Annotated in this window: 22 protein-coding genes; 10 read left to right on the forward strand and 12 right to left on the reverse strand. The window is 71.5% G+C overall.

Features of this window, described 5'->3' with window-relative positions; genetic code table 11:
* The first annotated feature begins 11 nt into the window (after nt 1–11).
* Nucleotides 12–1,610, forward strand: coding sequence for a TIGR03767 family metallophosphoesterase (locus AC1QRC_RS15915; protein ID WP_484204235.1), 1,599 nt, complete (start codon nt 12–14; stop codon nt 1,608–1,610).
* Here AC1QRC_RS15915 and AC1QRC_RS15920 read toward each other — a convergent pair.
* Entirely contained in the window at nt 1,607–2,599 is a 993-nt protein-coding gene (locus tag AC1QRC_RS15920) for a LacI family DNA-binding transcriptional regulator (protein ID WP_484204236.1), read from the reverse strand. The genes AC1QRC_RS15915 and AC1QRC_RS15920 overlap by 4 nt on opposite strands.
* Before the next feature lie 143 nt (nt 2,600–2,742).
* Between AC1QRC_RS15920 and AC1QRC_RS15925 the strand changes: the two genes are divergently transcribed.
* Genes AC1QRC_RS15925 through AC1QRC_RS15940 form a run of 4 tightly spaced genes read left to right on the forward strand, consistent with a single transcriptional unit; the run spans nt 2,743 to nt 6,914 of the window.
* On the forward strand, nt 2,743–3,828 hold the full coding sequence (locus AC1QRC_RS15925; RefSeq protein ID WP_484204237.1) for an ABC transporter ATP-binding protein: 1,086 nt from the start codon (nt 2,743–2,745) through the stop codon (nt 3,826–3,828).
* A 22-nt stretch (nt 3,829–3,850) separates the two neighbouring features.
* The gene (locus AC1QRC_RS15930; RefSeq protein WP_484204238.1) at nt 3,851–5,146 is read left to right on the forward strand and encodes an ABC transporter substrate-binding protein; all 1,296 of its coding nucleotides are present in this window, start codon (nt 3,851–3,853) and stop codon (nt 5,144–5,146) included.
* Nucleotides 5,146–6,072, forward strand: coding sequence for a carbohydrate ABC transporter permease (locus AC1QRC_RS15935; protein ID WP_484204239.1), 927 nt, complete (start codon nt 5,146–5,148; stop codon nt 6,070–6,072). The genes AC1QRC_RS15930 and AC1QRC_RS15935 overlap by 1 nt, the downstream gene beginning before the upstream one ends.
* The gene (locus AC1QRC_RS15940) at nt 6,069–6,914 is read left to right on the forward strand and encodes a carbohydrate ABC transporter permease (protein WP_484204240.1); all 846 of its coding nucleotides are present in this window, start codon (nt 6,069–6,071) and stop codon (nt 6,912–6,914) included. Before AC1QRC_RS15935 ends, AC1QRC_RS15940 begins: the two co-directional genes overlap by 4 nt.
* A gap of 43 nt (nt 6,915–6,957) precedes the next feature.
* Here the strand turns inward: AC1QRC_RS15940 and AC1QRC_RS15945 are convergent, their stop codons facing one another.
* The 5 genes from AC1QRC_RS15945 to AC1QRC_RS15965 all read right to left on the reverse strand — a co-directional run bounded on the left by AC1QRC_RS15945 (nt 6,958) and on the right by AC1QRC_RS15965 (nt 12,680).
* Entirely contained in the window at nt 6,958–8,526 is a 1,569-nt protein-coding gene (locus AC1QRC_RS15945) for an HNH endonuclease signature motif containing protein (RefSeq protein ID WP_484204241.1), read from the reverse strand.
* Between the two features lie 147 nt (nt 8,527–8,673).
* Nucleotides 8,674–10,029 carry a TRAP transporter large permease gene (locus AC1QRC_RS15950; protein ID WP_484204242.1) on the reverse strand — a complete coding sequence of 452 codons (1,356 nt, stop codon included), beginning with the start codon at nt 10,027–10,029 and terminating at the stop codon, nt 8,674–8,676.
* The gene (locus tag AC1QRC_RS15955) at nt 10,029–10,727 is read right to left on the reverse strand and encodes a TRAP transporter small permease subunit (RefSeq protein WP_484204243.1); all 699 of its coding nucleotides are present in this window, start codon (nt 10,725–10,727) and stop codon (nt 10,029–10,031) included. Before AC1QRC_RS15955 ends, AC1QRC_RS15950 begins: the two co-directional genes overlap by 1 nt.
* A 3-nt stretch (nt 10,728–10,730) precedes the next feature.
* Nucleotides 10,731–11,792 (reverse strand): TRAP transporter substrate-binding protein DctP, encoded by a 1,062-nt coding sequence (dctP, locus tag AC1QRC_RS15960; RefSeq protein ID WP_484204244.1) that lies wholly within the window; start codon nt 11,790–11,792, stop codon nt 10,731–10,733.
* A 117-nt stretch (nt 11,793–11,909) separates the two neighbouring features.
* Nucleotides 11,910–12,680 (reverse strand): AfsR/SARP family transcriptional regulator, encoded by a 771-nt coding sequence (locus tag AC1QRC_RS15965; RefSeq protein WP_484204245.1) that lies wholly within the window; start codon nt 12,678–12,680, stop codon nt 11,910–11,912.
* A gap of 204 nt (nt 12,681–12,884) precedes the next feature.
* Between AC1QRC_RS15965 and AC1QRC_RS15970 the strand changes: the two genes are divergently transcribed.
* Nucleotides 12,885–13,904, forward strand: coding sequence for a matrixin family metalloprotease (locus AC1QRC_RS15970; protein WP_484204246.1), 1,020 nt, complete (start codon nt 12,885–12,887; stop codon nt 13,902–13,904).
* A gap of 25 nt (nt 13,905–13,929) precedes the next feature.
* Complete coding sequence (locus AC1QRC_RS15975; RefSeq protein ID WP_484204247.1) at nt 13,930–14,154, forward strand: hypothetical protein; 225 nt, start codon at nt 13,930–13,932, stop codon at nt 14,152–14,154.
* Nucleotides 14,155–14,204: 50 nt separating this feature from the next.
* Here the strand turns inward: AC1QRC_RS15975 and AC1QRC_RS15980 are convergent, their stop codons facing one another.
* Both AC1QRC_RS15980 and AC1QRC_RS15985 read right to left on the reverse strand, forming a co-directional pair.
* Nucleotides 14,205–16,622, reverse strand: a complete 2,418-nt coding sequence (locus AC1QRC_RS15980) for an ABC transporter permease (protein ID WP_484204248.1) — start codon at nt 16,620–16,622, stop codon at nt 14,205–14,207.
* Entirely contained in the window at nt 16,622–17,566 is a 945-nt protein-coding gene (locus AC1QRC_RS15985; protein ID WP_484204249.1) for an ABC transporter ATP-binding protein, read from the reverse strand. The genes AC1QRC_RS15980 and AC1QRC_RS15985 overlap by 1 nt, the downstream gene beginning before the upstream one ends.
* 37 nt (nt 17,567–17,603) lie before the next feature.
* Between AC1QRC_RS15985 and AC1QRC_RS15990 the strand changes: the two genes are divergently transcribed.
* Genes AC1QRC_RS15990 through AC1QRC_RS16000 form a run of 3 tightly spaced genes read left to right on the forward strand, consistent with a single transcriptional unit; the run spans nt 17,604 to nt 19,136 of the window.
* Entirely contained in the window at nt 17,604–18,245 is a 642-nt protein-coding gene (locus AC1QRC_RS15990) for a TetR/AcrR family transcriptional regulator (protein ID WP_484204250.1), read from the forward strand.
* A 26-nt stretch (nt 18,246–18,271) separates the two neighbouring features.
* Entirely contained in the window at nt 18,272–18,715 is a 444-nt protein-coding gene (locus AC1QRC_RS15995) for a helix-turn-helix domain-containing protein (RefSeq protein WP_484204251.1), read from the forward strand.
* Between the two features lie 10 nt (nt 18,716–18,725).
* A complete protein-coding gene (locus AC1QRC_RS16000; RefSeq protein WP_484204252.1) occupies nt 18,726–19,136 on the forward strand; it encodes a VOC family protein in 411 nt (136 codons plus the stop codon).
* 66 nt (nt 19,137–19,202) lie between these two features.
* Here AC1QRC_RS16000 and AC1QRC_RS16005 read toward each other — a convergent pair whose 3' ends face one another.
* The 4 genes from AC1QRC_RS16005 to AC1QRC_RS16020 all read right to left on the reverse strand — a co-directional run bounded on the left by AC1QRC_RS16005 (nt 19,203) and on the right by AC1QRC_RS16020 (nt 23,880).
* A complete protein-coding gene (locus AC1QRC_RS16005; RefSeq protein WP_484204253.1) occupies nt 19,203–19,982 on the reverse strand; it encodes an IclR family transcriptional regulator in 780 nt (259 codons plus the stop codon).
* 72 nt (nt 19,983–20,054) lie between these two features.
* Nucleotides 20,055–21,746, reverse strand: coding sequence for a formate--tetrahydrofolate ligase (locus AC1QRC_RS16010; RefSeq protein WP_484206667.1), 1,692 nt, complete (start codon nt 21,744–21,746; stop codon nt 20,055–20,057).
* A 2-nt stretch (nt 21,747–21,748) separates the two neighbouring features.
* On the reverse strand, nt 21,749–22,525 hold the full coding sequence (locus AC1QRC_RS16015) for a methylenetetrahydrofolate reductase (protein WP_484204254.1): 777 nt from the start codon (nt 22,523–22,525) through the stop codon (nt 21,749–21,751).
* A gap of 137 nt (nt 22,526–22,662) precedes the next feature.
* On the reverse strand, nt 22,663–23,880 hold the full coding sequence (locus tag AC1QRC_RS16020) for a glycine cleavage T C-terminal barrel domain-containing protein (RefSeq protein ID WP_484204255.1): 1,218 nt from the start codon (nt 23,878–23,880) through the stop codon (nt 22,663–22,665).
* Nucleotides 23,881–23,961 lie beyond the last annotated feature (81 nt).

The following is a 23,961-nucleotide window of genomic DNA, read 5'->3' on the forward strand; positions in this document are numbered from 1 at the left end:
GGAGCCACCGAATGACCGCGCAGCACGACGCAGCGCAGCCGCACGACCGCCGCGACCCGGGCGACCGCCAGGACCAGGGCCGCCCGATCGTGCGGGGTGAGGTGCTCACCCAGGGCAGCCGCGCCGCGTTCCACGGGCTCTCGACCGGGGCGGTCGAGCCGCACATCGTGCGCACCGACCTGGCGGGAGGCAGCCCCTCGGCGCGCCCCCGCAGCCTGTGGCACGTGGCGCACCTGACCGACGTGCAGCTCATCGACGCCCAGTCCCCGTCCCGCCTCGAGGCGGTGCACGAGCTCGGCATACGGCCGGAGACCCGGCTGATGCTGCCGATGCAGCGGCCGCAGGAGTTGCTCGCCGCCCACGCCACCGAGATGCTGGTGCGGCGGCTCAACGAGCACCCCGGGTCGGCGCTCACCGGGGCGCCGGTGCAGGCCGTGATGACCACCGGCGACAACGTGGACAACATGCAGCACAACGAGGTGGTGGCCTTCCTGGCGCTGCTCAGCGGCGGCACCGTCGACCTCGACTCCGGCGGCCCCGGCTACCAAGGGTTCCAGGACGGCAGCGTCGACTGGGCGTGGGCGCCGGAGGACCCGCAGAACCGGTGGGGCCGCGAGCACGGCTTCCCCACGGTGCCGGGCCTGCTGGCCCGGGCGCTGCAGCCACTGCCGGCGAGCGGTCTGGAGATCCCCTGGCTCACCTGCTTCGGCAACCACGACGGGTTGATCCAGGGCCGCGTGCCGGCCTCGCCGGAGCTGGTCGAGCTCACTCTGGGGCACCGCAAGGTCACCGCGGTGCGCGCCGAGGACGTGGCCGACTTCACCGGCGACCCGCTGCCGGCGTTCGGGGAGCTGGGCCGGGAGGTCGAGCCGGACCCCGCCCGCCGGCCGCTGGACCGCGCCGGGTATGTCGCCGCCCACTGGGACCGCGGCCTGCCCGACGGGCACGGGTTCACCGAGCGCAACCTGGCCGACGGCACGGCCTACTACGCCCACGAGGGGTTCCCCGGCCTGCGGATGATCGTGCTCGACACCACCAACCCGGCCGGGGTCTTCGAGGGCAGCATCGACCGGGAGCAGTTCGCCTGGCTTGCCGATGAACTCGCGGCGGCCACCGCGGCGGACCAGCTGGTCGTCGTGGCCTCCCACCACCCGCGCACCTCGATGACCAACGACCTGCTCCCGCCCGGCGCGGACCCGGAGGCCGACGCGCGGGTCCTGGGTGAGGAGCTCGCCGACCTGCTGCTGGCCCACCCGCACGTCATCGCCTGGTTCAGCGGTCACATCCACCGCAACCGGGTCGATGCGCACCGCGGGGCCACCGGTGGCTTCTGGGAGATCAGCACGGCCTCGGTGATGGACTGGCCCACGCAGGGGCGCCTGGTCGAGCTGCTGGATCACGGGGACGGCCTGCTCTCGCTGCGCCTGACGGTGCTGGACCACGAGGGACCGCTGCGCCCCACCTCGGTGGAGACGGTCGCCGACCTCGCAGGGTGGCACCGGGCGCTGGCCGCCAACGACCCGCACGGCGTGGGCGGCTTCGGGGCGAACGGCAGCCCGGCCGACCGCAACGTGGAGCTGCTGATCGAGGACCCGCGCCGGGGTCGTTAGTGCGGGGGCGCCGTCGACCCGCGCACCACCAGGGTCACCGGCTGCACGTGGTCCCCGAGGTCGGCGTGCGGGCCCAGTCGCTCGGCGATCGCCCGGCCGAGCTCGAAGCGGTCCAGCCGCAGCGTGGTCAGCGGCGGGTCCAGCAGCGGGGAGGTCGTCAGGTCGTCGTGCCCGACCACGGACAGCTGCTTCCCGACCTGCACCCCGCGGTCCCGCGCCGCCCGGTAGACCGCGTGGGCGGTGAAGTCGGAGTTGGTCACGATCGCGCCCGGTGGGTCCGCGCCGTCCAGCAGGTCGCGGGTGACCCGATAGGCGGCGTCCAGGTTGAGCGCGGTCTCCACGGGGTGCGGCTCGACCCCCAGCTCGGCGCAGCGCTGGAGGAACCGTTCCAGCCGGTCGTGGTCGGCCATCACGCCGGCCGGGGCGGAGTAGAAGGTGATCCGGCGGTGCCCCAGCTCGTGCAGGTGCTGCACGGCCAGGTCGACGGCGGCGATGTTGTCCGGCCCCACCCGGGTGGTCCCCTCCTGGTGGGCGACGGCGTTGACCACGACGGTGGGCTTGCCCGGGGCCAGTTGCTGCCACAGGTCCACGGCGTCGCCGGAGCCGACGGGGGCGATCGCCAGTCCGTCGACGCGCTGCTGCACCAAATGGTGGACGTGCTCCCGCTCGCGCTCCACCGAGTAGGCGGAGTCGACGGCGAAGACCGTGCTGCCGTGCTCGGAGGCCGCGTCCTGGGCGCCGCGCAGCACCTCCAGGAAGTAGGGGTTCTGCATGTTGCGGACCATCAACCCGTAGCTACCGGTCAGCCCCGTCCGCAATGCCCGCGCCGTCGGGTCCGGCCGGTAGCCCAGGTCGGCGGCGACCCGCAGGATGCGGGCCTTGGTCTCGGGGGCGACCCCCTGCCGGTCGTTGAGGGCGAAGCTGGCCAGCGCCGTGGACACCCCGGCCTCCCGCGCGACATCGCGGATGCTCGGTCGTCCCGCCGCCATCGCCAGCTCCTCGCCTCGGGTCAGAGCACTGTACCGGCCTGCCCGGCTCCGACGTGTTGACGACCTTAAACGATTTAGATAGCGTGCGTCGAGGCTCCGCGTCGCAGGCGTGGGGGACACCGACATGTGAGCGTGGAGGCCTGATGTCCGAGGTGGAACTCCGCGGGGTGACCAAGTCCTTCCCGGACGGCCACGGCGGACGCACGGACGTCCTGCACGGGGTGGACATCCTCGCCCCGAGTGGTCAGTTCGTGGTGCTGCTGGGCCCCTCCGGCTGCGGCAAGTCGACCTCGCTGCGCATCATCGCCGGCCTGGAGTCGGCCACCGACGGCGAGGTCCTGATCGACGGGCAGCGGGTCAACGACGTCGCCGCCGCCAAGCGCCGCATCGCGATGGTCTTCCAGAACTACGCCCTCTACCCCCACCTGTCCGTCCTGGAGAACATCGTCTTCGGGCTGCGGGTGCGCAAGGTGAGCAAGCAGGAGCGCCACGACCGGGGGGTCGAGGCCGCCCGCAAGGTGGGGCTCGAGCCCTACCTGCAGCGCAAGCCGAGCCAGCTCTCCGGCGGGCAGCGCCAACGGGCGGCCCTGGCCCGCGCCCTGGTCTCGGACGCCAAGGTCGTGCTGATGGACGAGCCGCTGTCCAACCTGGACGCCAAGCTGCGCCACCAGATGCGCATCGAGCTGCGCAACCTGCAGCGCGACCTCGGCCTCACCGTCATCTACGTCACCCACGACCAGGTCGAGGCGATGACGATGGCCGACCACGTCGTGGTGATGCGGGAGGGCTACGTCGCGCAGGCGGCCTCCCCGATCGAGCTCTACACCGAGCCGGCCGACACCGAGGTGGCCTCCTTCATCGGCTCCCCGCCGATGAACCTGCTGCCCGGTCACTCCGAGGCCGCGGGCCTGAACGTCTCGGGCAACCCGACCCCGTGGTCACCGGACGGCGTGCACGCGGACGTGACTGTCGGCATACGGCCCGAGTCGCTGGCCGTCGACGGGACCGGCCCGCTGGAGTTCCGCGGCCAGGTGCGCACCAGCGAGATCCTCGGCGCGGAGACCCTGCTGACGATGCAGTCCCCCGCCGGCGACAGCTTCGTGGCCCGTGTCCCCGGCATCGTGCGGATCGCCGACGGCGACTCGATCCGCCTGACCACCACCCCGCAGGACATCCGCCTGTTCGACGCACAGACCGGTCACGCACTGACCGCGCCCGCATCCGCCTAACTTCCGCAGAGAGGTCACCACCATGCCCGCACGCCCTCGCACCCTCGCCCTCGCCGCCGCCCTGTCCTCCGGCGCCCTCGTGCTCGCCGCCTGTGGCGGGGACGACGGAGCCTCCGACGGGTCGGCGTCCCTGACCATGTACTACCCCGTCGCGGTCGGCGGCCCGCTGAGCGACGTGGTGGACCGGCTCATCACCGACTGCACCGACCAGCACGAGGGGATCACCGTCGAGGCGGTCTATAGCGGCACCTACGCCGACACCATGACCAAGGCGCAGACGGCCGCGCGCAGCGGGCAGGGCCCGGACCTGGCCGTGCTGCTGACCACCGACCTCTACACCCTGATCGACAACGAGCTGATCGTCCCGCTGAGCAGCATCGACGACGACCTGTCCTGGACCGAGGACCGCTTCTACCCCGCCTACCTGGCCTCCGGTGAGGCGCAGGACGAGCTGTGGAGCCTGCCGTTCCAGCGCTCGACCATCGTGCAGTATCACAACAAGGAGGTCTACGAGGAGGCCGGACTCGACCCCGAGGCGCCGCCCACGACCTGGGAGGAGCTGGAGGAGCACGCCGCGACGATCCAGGACGCCGGAGCCGCCGAGTACGGCCTGGAGATCCCCTCCACCCAGTTCGGCAACTGGATGTTCCAGGCCATGGCCATCCAGAGCGGGGTGGAGAACACCGCCGGCGTCGACGGCGTCGCCGACTACCTGGACGACCCGGGCTCGGTCGAGGCGCTGGAGTGGTGGAAGTCGATGGCCGACGAGGGCCTGATGCCCAGCGGCACCACGGAGTGGGCCTCCACTCCGGACGACTTCATGGCCGGCCGCACCGGCATCATGTGGCACACCACCGGCAACCTGACCAACGTGCGCACCAACGCCGACTTCGAGTTCGGCGTCTCGATGCTCCCGGCCAACACCCAGCCCGGCTCCCCCACCGGCGGCGGCAACCTCTACGTCTTCGACCGCGGTGACGAGGGCACCCGCGAGGCGGCCTACACGATCGCCCAGTGCCTCACCGAGCCGGAGATGGCCGCCGAGTGGTCGATGGAGTCCGGCTATGTCGCGACCGGCCCCGAGGCGTGGGAGACGGACACGATGGTGGAGTATGCCGAGGAGTTCCCGCAGGCCGCGGTCGCGCGGGACCAGCTGGAGGTCGCCGTGGGCGAGACCACGACCCACGAGAACGGGCGCGTCTCCCAGGCGATCAACGACTCGATCGCCGCGGTCCTCACCGGCCAGGCCGAGCCGCAGGAGGCGCTGACCCAGCTGCAGTCCGACATCGACGGCATCCTCGGGCAGTACCAGCGCTGATGACGGCGGCGATCCCGAGCCCGACGACGGCGCCCCCGCCCGAGGAGCGCCGTCGCCGGGTCCCGCTGCGGGGCCGGCTGGGCGACCAGGCGTTCGCCTGGGCGCTGCTCGCGCCGGCGTTCGTGGTGCTCATCGCCTTCACGCACTACCCGATCATCCGGTCGGCCTGGTCCTCGGCCCACTCCCGCGGCGGGGACCTGGGGGTGGTGCAGTACCAGACGCTGGTCAACGACCCGGTGTTCTGGCAGGTGCTGCGCAACAACCTGTGGTTCGCCCTCGGGACCGTCCCGACCTCGATGGCGCTGGCCATCCTGATGGCGGTGTGGGTCAACAACAAGCTGGCCGGCAAGGGCTTCGTCCGGCTGGCCTACTTCACCCCGACCATCCTGCCGATGGTGGCGGTGGCCAGCATCTGGTTGTTCTTCTTCTCCCCCGGCGTCGGCCCGATCAACGGGCTGCTGGGCGCGGTCGGGCTGCCGACCCGCAACTGGCTGGGCGACCCCGACACGGTGCTGCCGGCGCTGATGGTGATGATGATCTGGAAGCAGGCCGGGTTCTTCATGATCTTCTACCTCGCCGGGCTGCAGAACATGTCGCCCGAGCTGGAGGAGGCCTCCACCCTGGAGGGCGCCTCCCGGTGGTACCACTTCCGCCGGGTGACCTTCCCCCTGCTGATGCCGACGACCCTGTTCGTCTTCGTCGTCGCGGTGACCGATGCGTTCAAGATCATCGACCACCTGTTCATCATGACCGGTGGTGGGCCCAACAACGCCTCGAACCTGCTGCTCTTTTACATCTACGACACGGCGTTCTCCTTCTTCGACCCGAACTACGCCGGTGCCCTGACCATCGCGCTGGTCGTGATCCTCGGCCTGGCCGCGATCATCCAGTTCACCGTCCTGGAGAGGCGGGTGCACTACCGGTGACGCTGCACTCCGACACCCTTCCCGGCCAGAGCGGCGTGCGCGTCGGCCGGATCCTGGAGACCCTTGGCGCCTGGCTGCTCGGCCTGCTGTGGCTGGTCCCGCTGCTGTTCGCGCTGTGGGCCTCGGTGCACCACCGGGGGGCCGCCACCTCCTTCGACCTCACCGCCCCGTTGACCCTCGACAACTTCGTCGCGGTGTGGAACGGCGCGCCGTTCGGCCGCTACTACCTCAACACCATCCTGCTGGTCAGCGGCATCCTGGTGGGCCAGTTGGTGCTCGGCGTCCTGGCCGCCTACGCCTTCGCCCGGTTCCGGTTCGCCGGCAGCAACATCGCCTTCGCCCTGGTGCTGGTCCAGCTCATGATCGCCCCGGACATCCTGATCTCCGAGAACTACACGACCATGGCGACGCTCCAGCTGGTCGACACGATCCCGGCCATCGGGCTGCCCTACATCGCCAGCGCGTTCGGCATCTTCCTGCTCCGGCAGACGTTCAAGTCGATGCCGATCGAGCTGGACGAGGCCGCCGAGATCGAGGGCGCCGGACGGCTCGGCCGGTTGTGGCGCGTCTACGTGCCGCTGGCCAAGCCCACGCTGGTCGCCTACGGCCTGGTGTCGGTCAGCACCCACTGGAACAACTTCCTGTGGCCGCTGGTCATCACCAACAGCGTGAACTCCCGGCCGCTGACCGTGGGGCTGGCGGTCTACAACGGCACCGAGTCCGGCATCGACTGGACGCTGCTGTCGGCCGCGACCGTGCTGGTGGTGGCGCCGCTGCTGATCGCCTTCCTGATCTTCCAGCGCCAGTTCGTGCAGAGCTTCATGCGCGCCGGGATCCGCTGAGCTCGCCGCGGGCCTGCGACTCGTCGGGTCCTCGGGGGCGACATCACGAGGCCACCGGGAGCTGTTCTCCCCAGCGCGTCTGGTCACGGTGGCGGGCCAGCGCGATCCAGTGCATCAGCACGGCCGACGTCGCGTCGGTCAGGTGCAGTCGCTCGCTGGCCCACTCACCGCCCACCCAGGCCGGCTCGATCGTGGTGTTGGAGCAGATCCGGTCGGCCGTGCCGAACGTCGGCGGGGCCTCCGGCATCGGCTGGCCGCCGGAGTCCCGGAACTCAAACCGCTGCCCGCCCAGCGCCCGGATCTGCAGCTTGCCGTGGTGCACGGCGCGATGGCAGGTGCCGCAGAGCAAGATCAGGTTGTCCATGTCCGTCGGGCCACCCAGGGACCAGAACACGACGTGGTGCGCGTGCAGGAACCGGGTGCGCCCGCACCCTGGTGTCCGGCAGCCGGCATCGCGCAGGTGCAGGGCCTTGAGCTGCGCGGGTGCGACCAGGCGACGCCTTCGGCCGTAGTTGAGGACCACGCCAGGACCGTCCTTGACCACCGTCCGTTGCACCCCATCGCAGAACGCCAGGTAGGCCACCTCCGCCACCAGGGCGGGGCCACCGGGGACGCGGGTCGTCGTGGGAAGCCGCATCGTCGGAGGACGCGACGTGCCAGGTCGGCGGAGCGGTTCCGCGGAACCGTCGGATGCGGGCGGTTCCGCGGAACCGTCTCCGACGGGCCCGCTCACCAGGTCGGCCGGCCCGTGCAGGAAGACCACCTCCGCCGCGGGCGCGTTGGCCGGTGCATCAACCGCCGCCAGGCACATCTGCGCCATCGCCACCAGTGCCGGTCGCACCTCGCGCGGTGGTGGCCCCGTCAGGTCCGGCCGTTCTGTGCCCGGCGCGGGGTCGGCCTCGTCCGCCGTGGTCCGGATCCGCTCCAGCTCGGCCCGGGTCAACGCCGACAGCACCACGGCGCCCTCGTCGGCCGGGAGACGGCCGCTGACCACGAGGTCCCCGGTGCTCTCCTCCCAACGCCAGCTCAGCCCGAAGCGGTCCTCCGGGTCCGGCCGCGGCCGGGGCATGACGTCGTCGAGCTCCGGGTCCTCGTTCAGGAGCTGGGCCCGGCGCAGGCCCCCGGCGAGGCGCTCCACCTGCGAGGCGGTCGCTCCCTGCGCCATCCGGGCCATCTCCTCCTCGGTCTCGGCGGTGCACACCCGGGTGATGGCCCGCACCTTGGAGTAGGACAGCCTCCCCTGGGCAAACAGCGCCGCCGTGTGCGGCATGACCCGCAATGCCCGCGCCACACGCACCTGCTCCCGTGCGGTGCGCATACTCATCCCCGTCCGCCACGCCAGCCAGCGGGACGTCGAGCCCACCCCGTCGTAGACCTCCCACCCGGCATACGCATCGAACTCTCCCACCAGACGCAGGAACTGCGCCGTCGCCGCGGCGATCTGGCCCGCCAGCACGGCGATCTCGTCACCCATCCGGGTGCGCTCCTCCTGGGAGACCATCGACGCGTCACCCGGCGGCGTCTCACCACCCGAACGCGCCTCGCCCGCCGGCGACCCCTCGACCCCCGGCGGGTCCCCATCGTCCGCTCGCCCCTGCTGCTCCCTGGTCATCGTCGACCCCCGTCTCCGTCCCTCCGTCGGGACTATTGCACCCAACGTAGCGACGGGCACCGACAGTCGGCCGCGTCCGCGGACGCAAGAACGCCCGGAGACCGGGGACGGATCCCCTGCCTCCGGGCGCTCCGGCGCCGTCACGGGCTATTGATACAACCAATCAGGGACGAAGAGCACGATCTCGGGGAAGATCGAGAACAGCGCGATCCCCAGGCTCATCACCACGAGGTAGGGCGCGGAGCCGATCAGGATCTCCTTCAGCGGGATGTGCGGGGCGATGCCCTTCAGCACGAAGAGGTTGAGCCCGACCGGCGGGGTGATCAACCCGATCTCCATGTTGATCGTCATGACGATGCCGAACCAGATCGGGTCGAACCCCTGGCTGATGATCAACGGCAGCAGGATCGGGGTCACCATCACGATGATCGACACCGGCGGCAGGAACATGCCCATCACCAGCAGCACCAGGTTGATGATGATCAGCACGACCCACCGGTTCAGCTCCATGTCCGCGACCAGCGCGGCCAGGTCCTGCGGGATCCGCAGGTAGCTCATCACCGTGGCGATCACTGCGGAGAACGCCGTGATCAGCAGGATCATCGTGCTCTGGTTGGTCGACTCCAGCAGGACGTCCATCAGGCCGCGGCCGCTCAGGCCCCGGTAGATGCCCATCACCATGATCCCGACCAGCAGGGCGCCGATGGCGGCGGCCTCGCTGGGGGTGGCGATCCCGCGGTAGAGCACGAACAGGATGGCACCGACCAGCAGCGCGAACGGGATGACCTTGACCAGGCTGGTGACCCGCTCGTTCCAGGTGTAGCGCTTCACCTGCTTCTTCAGCGCCGCAGCACCCGCGCTGAGCGCGTCACCCGCCTGACCGCGCCGGTCCTCCCGGGTCTGGGCGATGTAGATCCAGATGCAGAACATCACCGACAGGATCAGGCCCGGCACGATGCCGGCGGCGAACAACCGCCCGATCGACTGCTCGGCCGCGATGCCGTAGAGGATCAGCGTGACGCTCGGCGGGATCAGGATGCCCAGCGTGCCTCCGGCCGCGATGGCACCGGTCGCGATCCGCGCCGAGTAGCCACGGGCCGCCATCTCCGGCACCGCCACCCGGCCCACCGCGGCCGCCGTCGCCGGGCTGGACCCGGTGAGCGCCGCGAACATCGTCGAGGCCGCGACCGAGCTCATCGCCAGGCCACCCCGGATCCGGGACAGCCAGGCCTCCCCGGCCTCGAACAGCTGCCGGCTGGCTTGTGAGCCGCCGAACAGGTTGCCCATCAGCACGAACAACGGGATCGCCAGCAACCCGAAGTCGTTGACCGAGTCGAAGACCATCTTGCCGAACAGGTCGAACTGGTTCGGCCCGAGGAAGACCAGGATCGAGACGATCGCGGTGATCGCCAGGGCGAACGCGATCGGCATACCGGTCATGAACAGCACCATCGCGAAGCCCGCGATGATCAGGCCCTGCACCAGGGAGTCGAGATCAGCCATCAGTTCTCCCCCTCACGCTCGGGCCGGGACCGTTCCTCCGCAGCCTCCTGGGCCTCCGCGGATTCCTGTTCCTCCGCGGCCTCCTGGGCCTCCGGAAGTTCCACCACCTCGATGTGGGACTGCGCCTGCGCCAGCTCCGTGGCCGCCCGCATCAGGGACACCTCGGTCAGCGGGATGCGACCCCGCAGCCCCTGCACGCCCTCGATGATCATCGCGAGGTACTGCAACGCCACCAGCAGCATGCCGAGCGGCAGGATCGCGTAGGCGATCGACAGCGGCGCCCGCCAGGCGGTCGCCGACCGGTGGCCACCGACCCAGGCCTCGTGCCACATCTGGTAGGAGGTCCACAGCACGATGAGGACCACGCCCAGGCACAACACGGCCGTGATCAGCTTCCAGACCAGCTGCGTCTTGCCCTCGACCCGCTCGACCAGCAGGTCGACGCCGACGTGCGCGTGGTGCTTCAACCCGTAGGCGGCACCGACGAACGTCACGAACATCAGCAGGTAGATCGTGGTCTCGGTCTGCCAGATCGTCGAGCCCTTGAGGACGTACCGCACGAACACGCCGTGCGCCGTCACGAGGGTGGCGACGACCAGGGCAACACCGCTCAGGTAGCCGGTGACCTCCGCGAGCCAGGTGGCCCAGCGGAACTGGACGGCCCTGGAGACCAGGGACGTGCTCTGCGACTGGGTCACGCGTCAGTTCCCCACTTCGAGCGCCATGTCGATCAGCTCCTGACCGCCCTCGACCGAGGAGGCGTAGTCCGCCCACTGGTCCTGGGCCAGCTCGACCCAGGCCTCGTAGGCGGCGTCGTCCATCGTCACGACGTTGACACCGGCGTCGGCGAACAGCTCCTCGACGCGGGCGTCATCGTCCCGGGAGGCCTGGTAGGCGTAGTCCTGCAGGTCGGCACCGACGGTGGTCACGGCCTCCTGCTGCTCCTCGCAGAGGTTCTCGAAGCTGGAGGTGGTGATCACCAGCGGCTCGAACATGAACCAGAAGGTGTGCTCGGTCGGGCTGGTGTAGGCCTTCACCTGCTCCTGCAGGTTGAAGGAGGCGAACGACCCGGTCGAGGTGACCGCCGCGTCCAGGACCCCGGTCTGCATGGCGGTGTAGATCTCGTTGGACGGCAGGCTGGAGATCCCGGCCCCGGCGTCGGCGAGCATGTGCTCCACGTAGGTGCCGGCCGCCCGGATGGTGGTGCCCGAGGGCATGTCGTCCGGGCCGACGATCGGCTCGTCGGCCTTGGTCCCGATTCCGCCGGCGTTCCACACCCAGGTGAGCAGGACCAGGCCGTTCTCCTCCATGTTCTCCACGACCCAGTCGCCGATCTCCGAGCCCTCCCAGGCCGCGGCCTGGTCGTGGTTGCTGACCAGCCCGGGCATCAGGGTGATGCCCCACTCCGGCACCCGGCCGGAGGCGTAGTCCAGCGGGAAGACCGACATGTCGATGGAGCCGGCGACCATGGCGTCGTACTGCTCGGTGGAGCGGGACAGCGTGCTGTTGGGGAAGATGTCGACCGAGACCGAACCGTCCGTAGCCTCCTCGACCTGCTCCTTGAAGTCGATGGCGATCTGGGAGCGGAAGTCGCCGCCCTCACCGGTCGGCTCGGGCCACTGGTGGGACAGGCGCAGCGTCACGTCGTCGCAGCCCGGGGCTGCGGAGCCGCCGTCACCGTCGTCGGACCCTCCGCCACCGCAGGCGGCGAGCAACAGTCCGGAGCCGAGGGCAGCAGCGGTGATGGCCTTGAAGCGGGGCATGAACGTCTCCTTTGACTGATTGGTGACCTAGTGGCCTATCCAATAGCCAGAAACTCTAAGAGGGGGACCCACGAGGGTCAAGCGGCGCGCCCGCGTGGCGCCACGGGTTTCCCGACGTCAGCCGTATGCCGTGTCGGTGCCCCTGGGGCGGTCTGCCCCGACGGTCCGCACCAGGTCCACCAGATCCGGTCCGGGCCGGACCCCGAGCTCGGCGGCGAGCAGCCGCTCGTAGCGGTGGAACTGGTGCAGTGCCAGACACCGGTTTCCCTCCGCCAGGTGCGCCGCGACCAGGGCCTCCTGGGCGCTCTCGCGCAACGGGTCGCAGGACACCGCGAGCAGCCCGGCCTCCACCGCGGCTCCGTGTCGGCCATCGGCGCTGAGCCGGCGGCACAGCGACTCCAGCGCGTGCACCCGCAGCTGGGCGAAGGCGAACTGCTCGTCGGCCAGCCACTCCTCGGACCAGTACGGCAGCAGCGGGTGCCGCAACAGCGGCACGGCGACCCTGGCCGGGAACCGCCCGTCCCGGGCCACGAGCTTGCGGGCCACCCGCTCGGCCGCGGCCCAGTCCACCCGGACGGCGTGCCCCAGCCGCAGCCCATCGTCCTCGGCCACCACCACGCTCGGCGTGCGCGGCAGCTCCCGGAGGGTGCTGCGCAGGCTGGCGTAGGCGCGGGCCCCCGTCACGTCGGGCCACAGGGTGCCGGCCACCACAGCGCGCGAGAGGCGGCGGCCGCGGGCGGTGGCCAGCAGCACCAGCAACCGCTGGACCCTCGGGCGCAGCCGGATCTCCCGGCCGCCCTGGCTCAGGACGCACTCGGGGAGCAGGCGCAGCCGGGGGCCCCGGGTGAGAACCGGGTCCGGTGGGGTGAGGGTGGCGATCGAGGTCATGACGGGGCTCCGAACAGGGATCGGACACGGGGAGGAGCGCCGGCCCCGCTCCCCTGATACCCCGCCGCCGGTGTCACGCCGCCGTCACGCCCGGGTCACACCCCTGCTCCTAACGTCCCGAATCGCACAGGCACGGCGCCTGCGCGGGCCGAGCACTCGGCATACGAACACACCAGCCCGCCACGGCGGGCACGAGGAGGCGACATGGCGACCAACGACATGGTCCCGAAGTCGACCGGGGTCAAGAAGGGTGACAGCGGTGTCGACGTGCGCCGGGTCCAGAACTACCTGACCACGTTCGGCTACCTGGAGTCCGAGACCCTCGACCGGTTCGGGGTGAGCCACGAGCTGGCGTCGCCGGCGCCGGACGAGGGGACCTTCGACGACGCGACCGAGGCGGCGCTCATCCAGTTCCAGGAGCGCTACGGGCTGAGCCCCACCGGCAAGGTCGACAAGGCGACCCAGGACCTGATGAAGCGACCGCGCTGCGGGTTCCCGGACACCGCGGAGTACGTCGCCCAGGGCAACAAGTGGAACACCAACGCCCTGCGCTACGGCTTCGTGGAGTTCACCCCGGACCTGACGCAGGCCCAGGTGCGGGCCGCGATCTCCACGGCGTTCGGCTACTGGGCGGCGGTCACCCCGCTGACCTTCACCGAGATCCCGAACGCCAACAACCCCGAGATCCGGATCCGCTTCGTGGCCGGCAACCACGGCGACGGCAGTCCGTTCGACGGGCCCAGCGGCGTTCTGGCGCACGCGTTCTACCCGCCGCCCAACGGCGGGGACATCGCGGGCGACACGCACTTCGACGAGGCCGAGACCTGGTCGGTGAACCTGCCGGCCTCCGGGATCGACCTCTACACGGTGGCCGCGCACGAGTTCGGGCACGCCCTCGGGCTGGCGCACTCCACCGTGGCGAGCGCGCTGATGTACCCCTACTACGGCGGGCCGCACCGGCACCTGGACGCCGACGACATCGCCGGCATCCAGTCCATCTACGGCGCCTCGCAGTGGATGACCACGACGCTGAGCAGCGTCTACTCCACGCCGCACAGCAAGAACGCGTGGGCCTACCCCGCCGGGGTCGGCTGGCGCAAGGTGACCGGCACCTCGACCGACGGGGTGACCAACACGTTCGCGGCGCTGGTGCGCGCGCGGGCCTCCGGCAAGTCGGTCTACATCCACGTGACCGGCACCGACATCGACACCGTCTACCTCTGACCCACACCACCGAAGGAGCACCACCATGGCCACCTACAACACCACCATCGGCCGCATCTACAGCACCCCGCACAGCAAGAACGCCTGGGCCTGGCTGAACGCGGCCGGGGGCTGGCGCCAGATCGACGGCACCAGCACCGACGGGCACACCAACACCCACCTGGTGCTGACCGCCGCCCGCGACAAGGGGTCGACCATCCGCGTCGACACCAACGCCGCGGACACGCTCATCGTCGCGGCCTACCTGTGAGCCGCGCCGACCAGAGAGGAGGCCCACCGTGGCCGACATGACCATCACCATCAACCTCGGCGACCTGCTGACCGCGGGCTCCGGTGCCGCCTCGGCGGCCCCCGCACCCGACCCTGCCGTGGGGTCCGCGGACGGTATGTCGAGTGCCGGCTCAGTGAGTGCCGCGGCCTCGGCCTCCGGTCCGGCCCCGGACGTCGCCGAGGGCGCGGGCGGCTCGGACTCCGGCGCTGTGCTCGGCGCGGCGGCGGGCGACGGGCCTGCCCCCGACCCGGCGGTCGGCGCCGAGGGCGGCGGCTCGTCCGGCGACGACCAGGCGGGCGACGCGGTCGGGGCCGGCGACGCGCCGGCACCCGCGCCGCTCGAGGAGCTGGGTGGCGGTGCCTGACACCCCACCCACGGGCGGAGCGCAGGCCCTGGTCCTGCGCTCCGCCCTGACCGGCCGGCCGGTGCCGGGGACTTCCTCCCCGCTCCGGCCGGCCGACCTGGCGCTGGCCACCGACCCGGACGGGACCGTGCGGGTGCTGGCGGCCGGCCTCTCGACCGAGGCCGCCGACGTGGTCCGGTCCCCCGACGTCGCGGCCCGGCTGGTCGAGGCGCACGAGACCGCGGCCCTCCTGACCGCCTCGGACGTCCCGGCAGTGGTGCGGGTGTCCGACGCCGAGCCGCTGGCCGGGGAGCTGGCCGGGCAGGACCGCGTCCGGGTCGCCCTGGAGGTGTGCCTCGTGCACGAGAGCGGCGTGCTGCCACTCGGCTCCCTCATGGTCGTGCTGCGCCGGGAGGGTCAGGGCTGGGTGGTCGACGAGCCACCCACGGAGTTGGCCACCTGAGCTGGCGACCGGCCGACTCAGGAGGTGCGGAGGTCGCGGCGGCGGAAGGCCGCGGTCGAGAGCGCGGCCAGGAGCACCGCGCCGGCCGCCAGCCCGGCCGTGGCGACCAGCGACGGGTCGTCCTGCGGCAGCGTGCCCACCAGGTGCAGCGGCGACAGGCCGCGGGCCCACTCGGGGATGCGCAGCGTCTCGGCCAGGAAGCCCACCAGCACGATCCAGGCGACCAAGTGCCCACGCGGCCGGAGCGACCCGGGGCAGCGCACCCCGCAGCAGCGCCGCCACGGCGGAGACGAAGAGCACCGGCACGGCGTAGCCGACACCGACGCCCAGCGCGGTCGTCAGCGCCTCCCGTTCCCCGGTCGAGGCCCACGTGCTCACCCCGAGCGCGAGCACCCCGGCGGCCAGCACCGCCAGCGAGCTCAGCGCCACGACGGCCCACCAGGTCAGCCAGAACCTGGCCCGCGGGACCCGGGTCGCCAGGACGGCACCGAGCCGGTCGGCAGACTCCTCGGCGCCCAGCCGGCCCGAGCCCTGCACCGCCACGGCGGTCGCGGCCAGGCCGATGACGACGACCGCCATCCCGGTGACGACGTCGCTGCCGCGCTCAACGCCCAGGGCCTCCAGCAGCATCGGGTTGGCGTCCACCAGCGAGGCCATCTCGCGGCTCAGGACGCCGAAGCACGCCGCCCAGACCACGGCCATCGCCGCCCAGCCGAGCACCGCCGGGCGGGTGAGACGCCACGCCGCACCCGCGACGGTCGCCAGCGCCGCCGAGCCACGGGGCGGCCCCGGGCGGGGCGCGATCACCCCGGAGCCCAGGTCCCGCCGCCGGGCCACCGCCACCGCGAGCGCGACCAGGAGCAGCGAGCCCACGGCATACGCCAGCAGTGGCCAGCCCTGCGGCTCGGCGAACGGGCGCACGTGCCCGGCCCACCCCAGCGGGCTGAGCCAGGGCAGGTCCCACCCGGAGCCGTCGACGACCGCCCGCGCCAGGAACGCGACGGTGACCACGGCCACGCCGGAGAGGTAGGCGGTGCGCGTGGACTGGGTCAGCTGGCCCAGCAGCAGGCCGACGGCGCCGAAGAACACCATGAGCAGGACGACCCCGGCGGCGTACCACGCCGACCCCGTCGCGGGCAGCCCGACCGCCACCATGCCGGCCAGCATGAGCGCGCCGGTGACCACGGAGGTGGCCGTCACGAGCACCGCCCCGGAGCAGAGCGGGGCGAGGCGGCCGACGCGGGCCGCGGTGAGCAGCTCGGTCCGCCCGGCCTCCTCCTCGCGCCGGGTGTGCCGCAGCGCCACGTGGACCGCCAGGACGGGGAACAGCAACTGACCCATGAACCCGATCTCGTATGCCGTGATGCCGCCGGTGGTGGACAGGGCATACCCCACGCCGTTGAACGCCTGGGTGGCCGGCGAGGCACCGGCCGTCGCGGCATACTGCTGCCGGTCCGCCAGGTCCGGGTAGAGCGACTCGATGCTGCCGGCGACCGCCACCACCAGGCCGGCCGCCACCAGGACGACACCGAGCAGACCGGGCCAGCCGGTCCGCAGTCCCACGCGGGTCAACCGGGAGGTCCCCGTCAGGCTCCCCCTCGCGCCGCCGGAGGGGCGGGGTGCGCGGTGCCGGGCGGTCATCAGGCCACCTCCTCGCGCTCGTCGCCCGCGTCCGGGTGCTCCTGGTAGTGCTCGAGGAAGAGCTGCTCCAGGCTCGGCGGGTGCACCGCCAGGTCGCTCGGGCCGGCGGCGCTGACCGCGGCCACCGCAGCCGGCAGTGCGGCGTGCGTGACGAGCAGCCTGGTGCGCACGCCCTGCGGGTGTCGCTCCTGCACCAGGTCGCTGACGCCCTCGATCGCGCCCAGGCCCGCGGGCGCCGCGGGGGTGGTGGTCTCGATCGTGGACAGGGTGCCGGTGCGCAGCTCCTCCAGGGTCCCGGTCGAGACCGTGCGCCCGGCGCGGATGATGGTCAGCCGGTCACAGAGCGCCTCGACCTCGGCCAGGATGTGGCTGCTCAGCAGCACCGCCCGGCCCTCCGCGTTCAACTCGGCCACGACCTGCTGGAAGACCGCCTCCATCAACGGGTCCAGGCCGGAGGTGGGCTCGTCGAGGATGAACAGGTCGGCGTCGCAGGACAGCGCCGCCACCAGTGAGACCTTCTGCCGGTTGCCCTTGGAGTAGGTCCGGGCCTTCTTGGTCGGGTCCAGCTCGAACCGTTCGACGAGCTCGTCCCGGCGGGTGCGGTCCATCCGGCCCTGGAAGCCGCCGAGCAGGTCGATGCACTCCCCGCCGGACAGGCCGGGCCACAGCGAGGTGTCGCCCGGCACGTAGGCCAGCCGGGCGTGCACCTCGACCGAGCGTTCCCACGCCGGCAGCCCGAAGACCTCGGCCGCGCCCGAGTCCAGCCGCAGCTGACCGAGCAGCGCCCGGATCGTGGTGGACTTCCCCGCGCCGTTGGGACCGAGGAACCCGTGCACCTCGCCCTCCCCGACCGCCAGGTCCAGGCGGTCCAGGGCCCGGGTCGCGCCGAAGGTCTTCACCAGACCCTCGGCGCGCACGACTGATTCTGACAGTGACTTTCTCATGACAGTCACTGTACACGATAAGGTGAAAGTCACTGTCATGATTTTCCGATCCGGCGAGGAGCCCATGGACACCGCACGAGACCTCCCCGCACCGCCGCCCCCGCCCGGTCTGCGGGAGCGCAAGAAGGCCGCGACGATGCACCACATCCAGGAGACCGCCGTCGCGCTCTTCGAGGAGCACGGCTTCGACCGGGTCACCATCGAGCAGGTCGCGGCCGCCGCGGAGGTGTCGGCGAGCACGGTCTACCGCTACTTCGGCACCAAGGAGGGCCTGGTGCTGCACGACGAGTACGACGACCGGGCGCTGGCCGGCCTGGCCCACTACCTGCAGCAGGGCCTCTCCCCGTGGGCGGCGGCCGAGGCTGCCCTGGGGATGATCGGGCAGGGCCACTTCGTGGTGGAGGCCGCCTCGACCCGCAGCCGGATCACGCTCTGGTTCGAGAACGAGTCGGTGCGGGCCCAGGCCTATCTGACGATCGACACGATGGTGGACGAGATCGCCAGGGTGATGGCCGACACCGGCCGCTGGACGTTCGGGCAGGCCCGGGTCATCGCCGCCGCGATTGTCTGGCCGATCATGAACGCGCTGAAGAACTGGTTCGACGCCGGCACCGAGGGTGACTGGCAGCACTACCTGGACGAGGCGATCACGGTCCTGAAGGAGACGGCACCGCACTGATCCGGCCCTCGGCATACGCTGGGTCCGTGAGCCCACGGACCGCACAGGGTGAGCGCGAGCGGACGAACCGGCTGCTGCTGCGCGCCCGCGACGTGATGGACCGGGCGTATGCCGAGCCGCTCGACGTCGACGCCCTGGCCAGGGTCGCCCACTGCTCCCCCGCTCACTTCATCCGCACCTTCCGGGAGACCTTCGGCGAGACGCCTTACCGATACCTCCAGCGGCGCCGGATCGAGCGGGCCATGGCCCTGCTGCGCACCACCGACCAGCCGGTCCAGGAGATCTGCACCGCCGTCGGCTGGACCAACCTGACGACGTTTACGCGGACCTTCCGGCGGATCGTGGGCGTGCCGCCGGCCGCCTACCGACTCGCGGCCTCCGACGCCGCGCCAGGCGTCCCGACGTGCTTCGAGAAGGCGTGGACCAGACCGAGCAGTTTTGGCACAACGGCGCAGGCTCGTCCCGCCTAGCGTGGGCCGCATGCTGACTCACACCAGGCTGTCCTCCATCTTCGTATTGGACCAGGACGAGGCGCTCGACTTCTATGTCGGGACCCTCGGGCTGGAGGTGCGCACCGATGCCGACCTCGGGATCATGCGCTGGCTCACCGTGGCTGTCCCCGGCGACCCGGACCGGGAAATCCTGCTGGAGCGGCCCGGTCCACCGTCGATGGACGAAGCCACGGCCGCCCAGGTCCGCGACCTGCTCACCAAGGGCGCCGGCGGTGGTTGGATCGCGCTCGCCACCGACGACGCTCAGGGCATGTACGACGACCTGGTCGCCAAGGGCGTGGACTTCACCGACGAGATCAGTGCCAAGGACTACGGCACCGACTTCGGCATCCGCGACCCGTTCGGCAACCGGCTGCGCATCGGGCAGATGGGTTCCTGAGCCTCGGCCCCGCTTCACCCCGGAACCTGGCGCTATCGACCAGGGTCACCCGAGAATTCTGCGGGGTCACCCGGCGGCGCGGGGCTCGGAGCGGCCGAGCTTGCGGGAGATGCGGTCGGCGGCGGCCAGGGTGAGACGGGTGAGCTCGGGGATACGGTCCTCGGTCATCCGGAAGCTGGGGCCGGCGACCGACAGGGTGGCCAACACCTCGCCGGTGGCGTCGCGAATGGGAGCCGCGACGGCGGACATGCCCGCCTCCAGCTCCTCGAACTGCCACGCGTGGCCGGACTCGCGGATCGTGTCCAGCTGGCGGCGCAGCTCGGCCGGGTCGGTGATGGTCTGCTCGCTGGTGGCCTCCAGCGGTCCGGAGAGGATCCGGTCCACCGCCTTCCCGTCAAGGTGGGCCAGGAACACCTTGCCGTTGGCAGTGTTGTGCAGTGAGGTGTGCCGGCCCAGCCAGCTCACCGCGAGCACACTGTCGGACAGGTTCACCTCGTCGACGTTGACGACCTCGCCGTCCTCCAGGATCGAGACGTTGACCGTCTCCCCCGTGGTGCGGCTGAGCTCCTCGGCGACGGGACGGGACAGGGCCACCAGGTCCAGGTCCTCGGCGACCGAGCGGGCCAGCCGGACCAGCCCCAGGCCGAGGCCGTACTGCACGCCGTCGGCCTGCTGCTCCACGATGCCCCGGCGCTCCAGGGTCGCCAGCAGGCGCGAGACGGTCGACTTGTGGATATCCATCCGCCGGGCCAGCTCGGAGACGCCGACGGCGCCGTCCCGGCCCAGGATCTCCAGGACGGTCACGGCGCGGTCGACCGATTGCACGAGCCCGGAGTCACTAGCCATCGGCTCGACCCTATGCCTTGCGTGCCCGCGTCCCCGGGTTGGCTCCGTCATCGCCGTGTCTCCACCGTCGGATCAGTACAACCCGACGATCTCGCCGTCGTCGTCCAGGTCGACCAGCATCGCCGCGGGGTTGCGGCCCAGGCCGGGCATGGTCCGCATCTCCCCGCAGATCAGGTAGATGAACCCGGCGCCGACCGAGGCGCGCACCTCGCGCACCGGCAGCGTCCACCCGGTCGGGGCACCCAGCAGGGTCGGGTCGGAGCTGATCGACAGGTGGGTCTTGGCGATGCACACCGGCAGGTGGGACAGGCCCTGCTCGGCGAACCGGTCCAGCTGGCGCGCGGCGGCCGGGGCGTACTCGACGCCGGCGGCCCCGTAGACCCGGGTCGCGATGGCCGACACCTTGTCCCGCAGGGACGCCGAGTCGGGGTAGAGCATGGCGAACTGCGAGGGCTCCTGCGCGGCCTCGGCGACCATGGACGCCAGCTCCATCCCGCCCTTGCCGCCGTCGGCCACGTGGGTGGAGACCGCCACCCGGGCCCCGGCGGCCTCGGCGATCTGCCGGATCGCGGCGTGCTCGCTGGGGTGGTCGGTCGGGAAGGCGTTGACGGCGACCACCGGGGACACCCCGTGCACCCGGATGTTCTCGATCTGCTTCACCAAGTTGGCCGCGCCGGCGTGCACGTCGTCGGGGTTCTCCGCCAGCATCTCCGGCGGCAGCGGCCGGCCGGCGACGACAGTGAACCGGCCCGAGTGCGCCTTCAGCGCCCGCACCGTGGCGACCACCACGGCGGCGTCGGGGGTCAGCCCGGAGGCCCGGCACTTGATGTTGAAGAACCGCTCCGCCCCCATGTCGGCGCCGAACCCCGCCTCGGTGATCAGGTAGTCGCCGGCGTGGATGCCGATCCGGTCGGCGACCACCGAGGAGTTGCCGGTGGCGATGTTGCCGAACGGCCCGGCGTGCACCAGCACCGGCGTCCCCTCCAGGGTCTGCATCAGGTTGGGCTTGATCGCCTGCTTGAGGATCACCGCCATCGCGCCGGCCGCCCTGAGGTCCTCGGCGGTCACCGGCTCCCCGTCGGGCGTGGCACCCACGACGATCCGGCCGAGCCGGGCCCGCAGGTCGGGCAGTGAGTCGGCGAGCGCCAGGAGGGCCATCACCTCCGAGGCGGCCGTGATGTCGAAGCCGGTCTCGCGGGCCACCCCGTCGGCCCGGCTGCCCAGCCCGATCACGACGTTGCGCAGCGCCCGGTCGTTGACGTCCATCACCCGGCGCCAGGTGATGCTGCGCGGGTCCAGCACCGGCTCGCCGCCGAAGTGCAGGTGGCTGTCCACCATGGCCGAGAGCTGGTTGTGCGCCGCGGTGACCGCGTGCATGTCGCCGGTCAGGTGCAGGTTGATCTGCTCCATCGGCACCACCTGGCTGTAGCCCCCGCCCGCCGCGCCGCCCTTGATCCCGAAGGTGGGGCCCATCGACGGCTGCCGGATGGCGATGGTCGCGCGGTGCCCCAGGTGCGCCATCGCCTGGCCGATGCCGACCGTGGTGGTCGTCTTGCCCTCGCCCAGCGGGGTGGGGGTCACCGCGGAGACCACGACGTACTTGGCCCGCGGCCGGTCGGCGAGCTCCTCGATCGCCGCGAGGTCGATCTTGGCGGCCCCGCGGCCGTAGGGCTCCAGCAGGTGCGGGCCGATCCCCATAGAGGCGGCCACGTCCTCCAACGGGCGCAACACCGCCTCGCGGGCGATGGCCAGGTTGGACGGCATACTCACCGAATCTTCTCCTTCCCCGCGAGCAGGGCGCGGCGCCACTGCTCGGTCCGGGCGATCTCGTTGAACGTGAACAGGTGCCACCCGACCACCCGCGCCCCGGGGTCCTCGAACAGCGGCCCCAGGCCGGTGACCAGGTGGTCCGGGGTGTACCCGGCGGCGGCGCGCACGGCCACGCCGGTCTGTCGCTTCAGGAACCGTACCGAGTCGGCCAGGCCGATCCGCGCGGAGACCCGCAGCAACCGGGTGCGGTCCACCACGCCCGGTATGCCGAGGTGCAGCGGCAGCGTGATCCCGCGCGCCCGGACCGCGTCCACCCAACGCCGGACCACCTCGGCGTCGTAGCAGATCTGGGAGACCAGGTAGGTCGCGTAGGGCGCCTTGGCGGCCATCGCCGTGATCGTCGCGCCGTCGGGGATGAACGAGTGGCTCTCCGGGTAGCCGGTCACCCCGACCTCGGCGAACGGGTGCCCGAGCCGGTGCATCTCCTCGAGCAGGTCGGCCGCGCCCTCGTAGGGTCCGGCGGGGGTGGCGGCGTCCCCGGCGATGACGAAGACGTCGCGCACCCCGAGCCGGTCCAGCTCCTGCACCACCTGGGTCAGGTGGTCCGCGCCGCTGACCATCCGGGCGGCCAGGTGCGGCACCGGGCGGTGGCCGCGGCGCGCCAGGTCGGCCACGACCGTCAGGCTGGCGTCCAGGCCCCGCGTGGGCGAGCAGGTGACGGTGACCGTGGAGCCGGGCGGCAGGAGTTCGACGGCCTCCTCGATCCCGCGCATCGGCACCATCTCCCAGCGCGGCGACCCGAGTGCCTTAAGACCCGCGCCGGGCTCGCCCGACGCGGGCACCAGGGGTTCGGCGGACACCTCTTTGCCTGCTCTCTGCCCGACCTGCCAGACCTGCCCGGCCGAGCCCGTCAGCCCGCCGTGGCCGCCTCGTCCGTGGCCACCTGGACGGGCAGCCCCTTGGGCAGGTCCTTGTCCGGGTCGATGAACGGCGAGGTGGTGACCTGTGCCGAGGCAACCCCGTGCGGGGTGCGCACCAGCAGGTCGGTGCCCAGCTCGGCATACTCCAGCGGCACCATCGCCAGGCCGATGTTGCGCTCCAGCCGGGGCGAGTAGCAGGCCGAGGTGACCCGGCCGACCTCCAGCGCCTCGTCGAGCACCGGGAAGAAGTCGATCATCGCGCCGTCGTTGAACGAGCCGAGGTTGGGCCCGTCGATGTGCAGGCCGACGAGCTTGCGGGAGATGCCCTCTGCGGCGACCTTCTTCAGCGCGTCCTTGCCGACGAAGTCGGCCTCCTGCTCCAGGTCGACCATCCAGGTCTGCTCGAAGCCGTAGCCCACCTCGAAGGGGTTCGTGTCGTAGTACATGTCGTTGCCCCACGACAGGATCCCGGCCTCGATGCGCCGGATGTGGCACGGGCCGATCACCTTCAGGTCGTGTGCCTGGCCGGCCTCCCACACGGTGTCCCACAGCCGGGTGGCGTCCCGGCTGGCGTTGCGCAGGTAGATCTCGTAGCCGATCTCGGCGGAGAAGCCGGTGCGGGAGACCACGACGTCCATCCCGTCCAGTTCGTACTCGCGCACGTAGTAGTAGGGGATGTCGTGGATGGACTCGCCGAACAGGTCGACCAGCACCCCGGTCGCGTTCGGGCCCTGGATCTGCATCGGGCCGACGTCCGGCTCGCTGATCTGCACGTTCATCCCGTTGGCGTAGGCCAACCCCCTCGCCCACAGCAGGACGTCGCTGTCGGCCAGGGACAGCCAGAAGTGGTTCTCCCCCAGGCGCAGCAGGACCGGGTCGTTGATGATGCCGCCGTCCGGGGCGGTGATGAAGACGTACTTGGCCTGACCGACCTTGCACTTGGTCAGGTCGCGCGAGACCAGCATGTTGGTGAAGTCGAAGGCGTCGGGCCCGGTGATCTCCACCTGGCGCTCGACGCCGACGTCCCACAGGGTGACCGCGTTGAGCAGGTGCCAGTACTCGGCGACCGGGTCACCGTAGTGGCGCGGGTGGTAGGTGTGGTTGTAGACGCTGTAGAGCGCCACGCCGTGCTCGCGCGAGGAGTAGAAGTAGGGCGACTTGCGGATCCGGGGGTACTGCAGGATGCCGGGGTTGGGGTTGACGGCCATGGTGGGGTCCTTCCGGTGTTGCGTGATAAGCAACGCTCATCGCTATACGCAACAGCATGCGCCACCCGTCCGGCCCCGGTC

It is taken from the genome of Ornithinicoccus sp., from assembly GCF_057176825.1.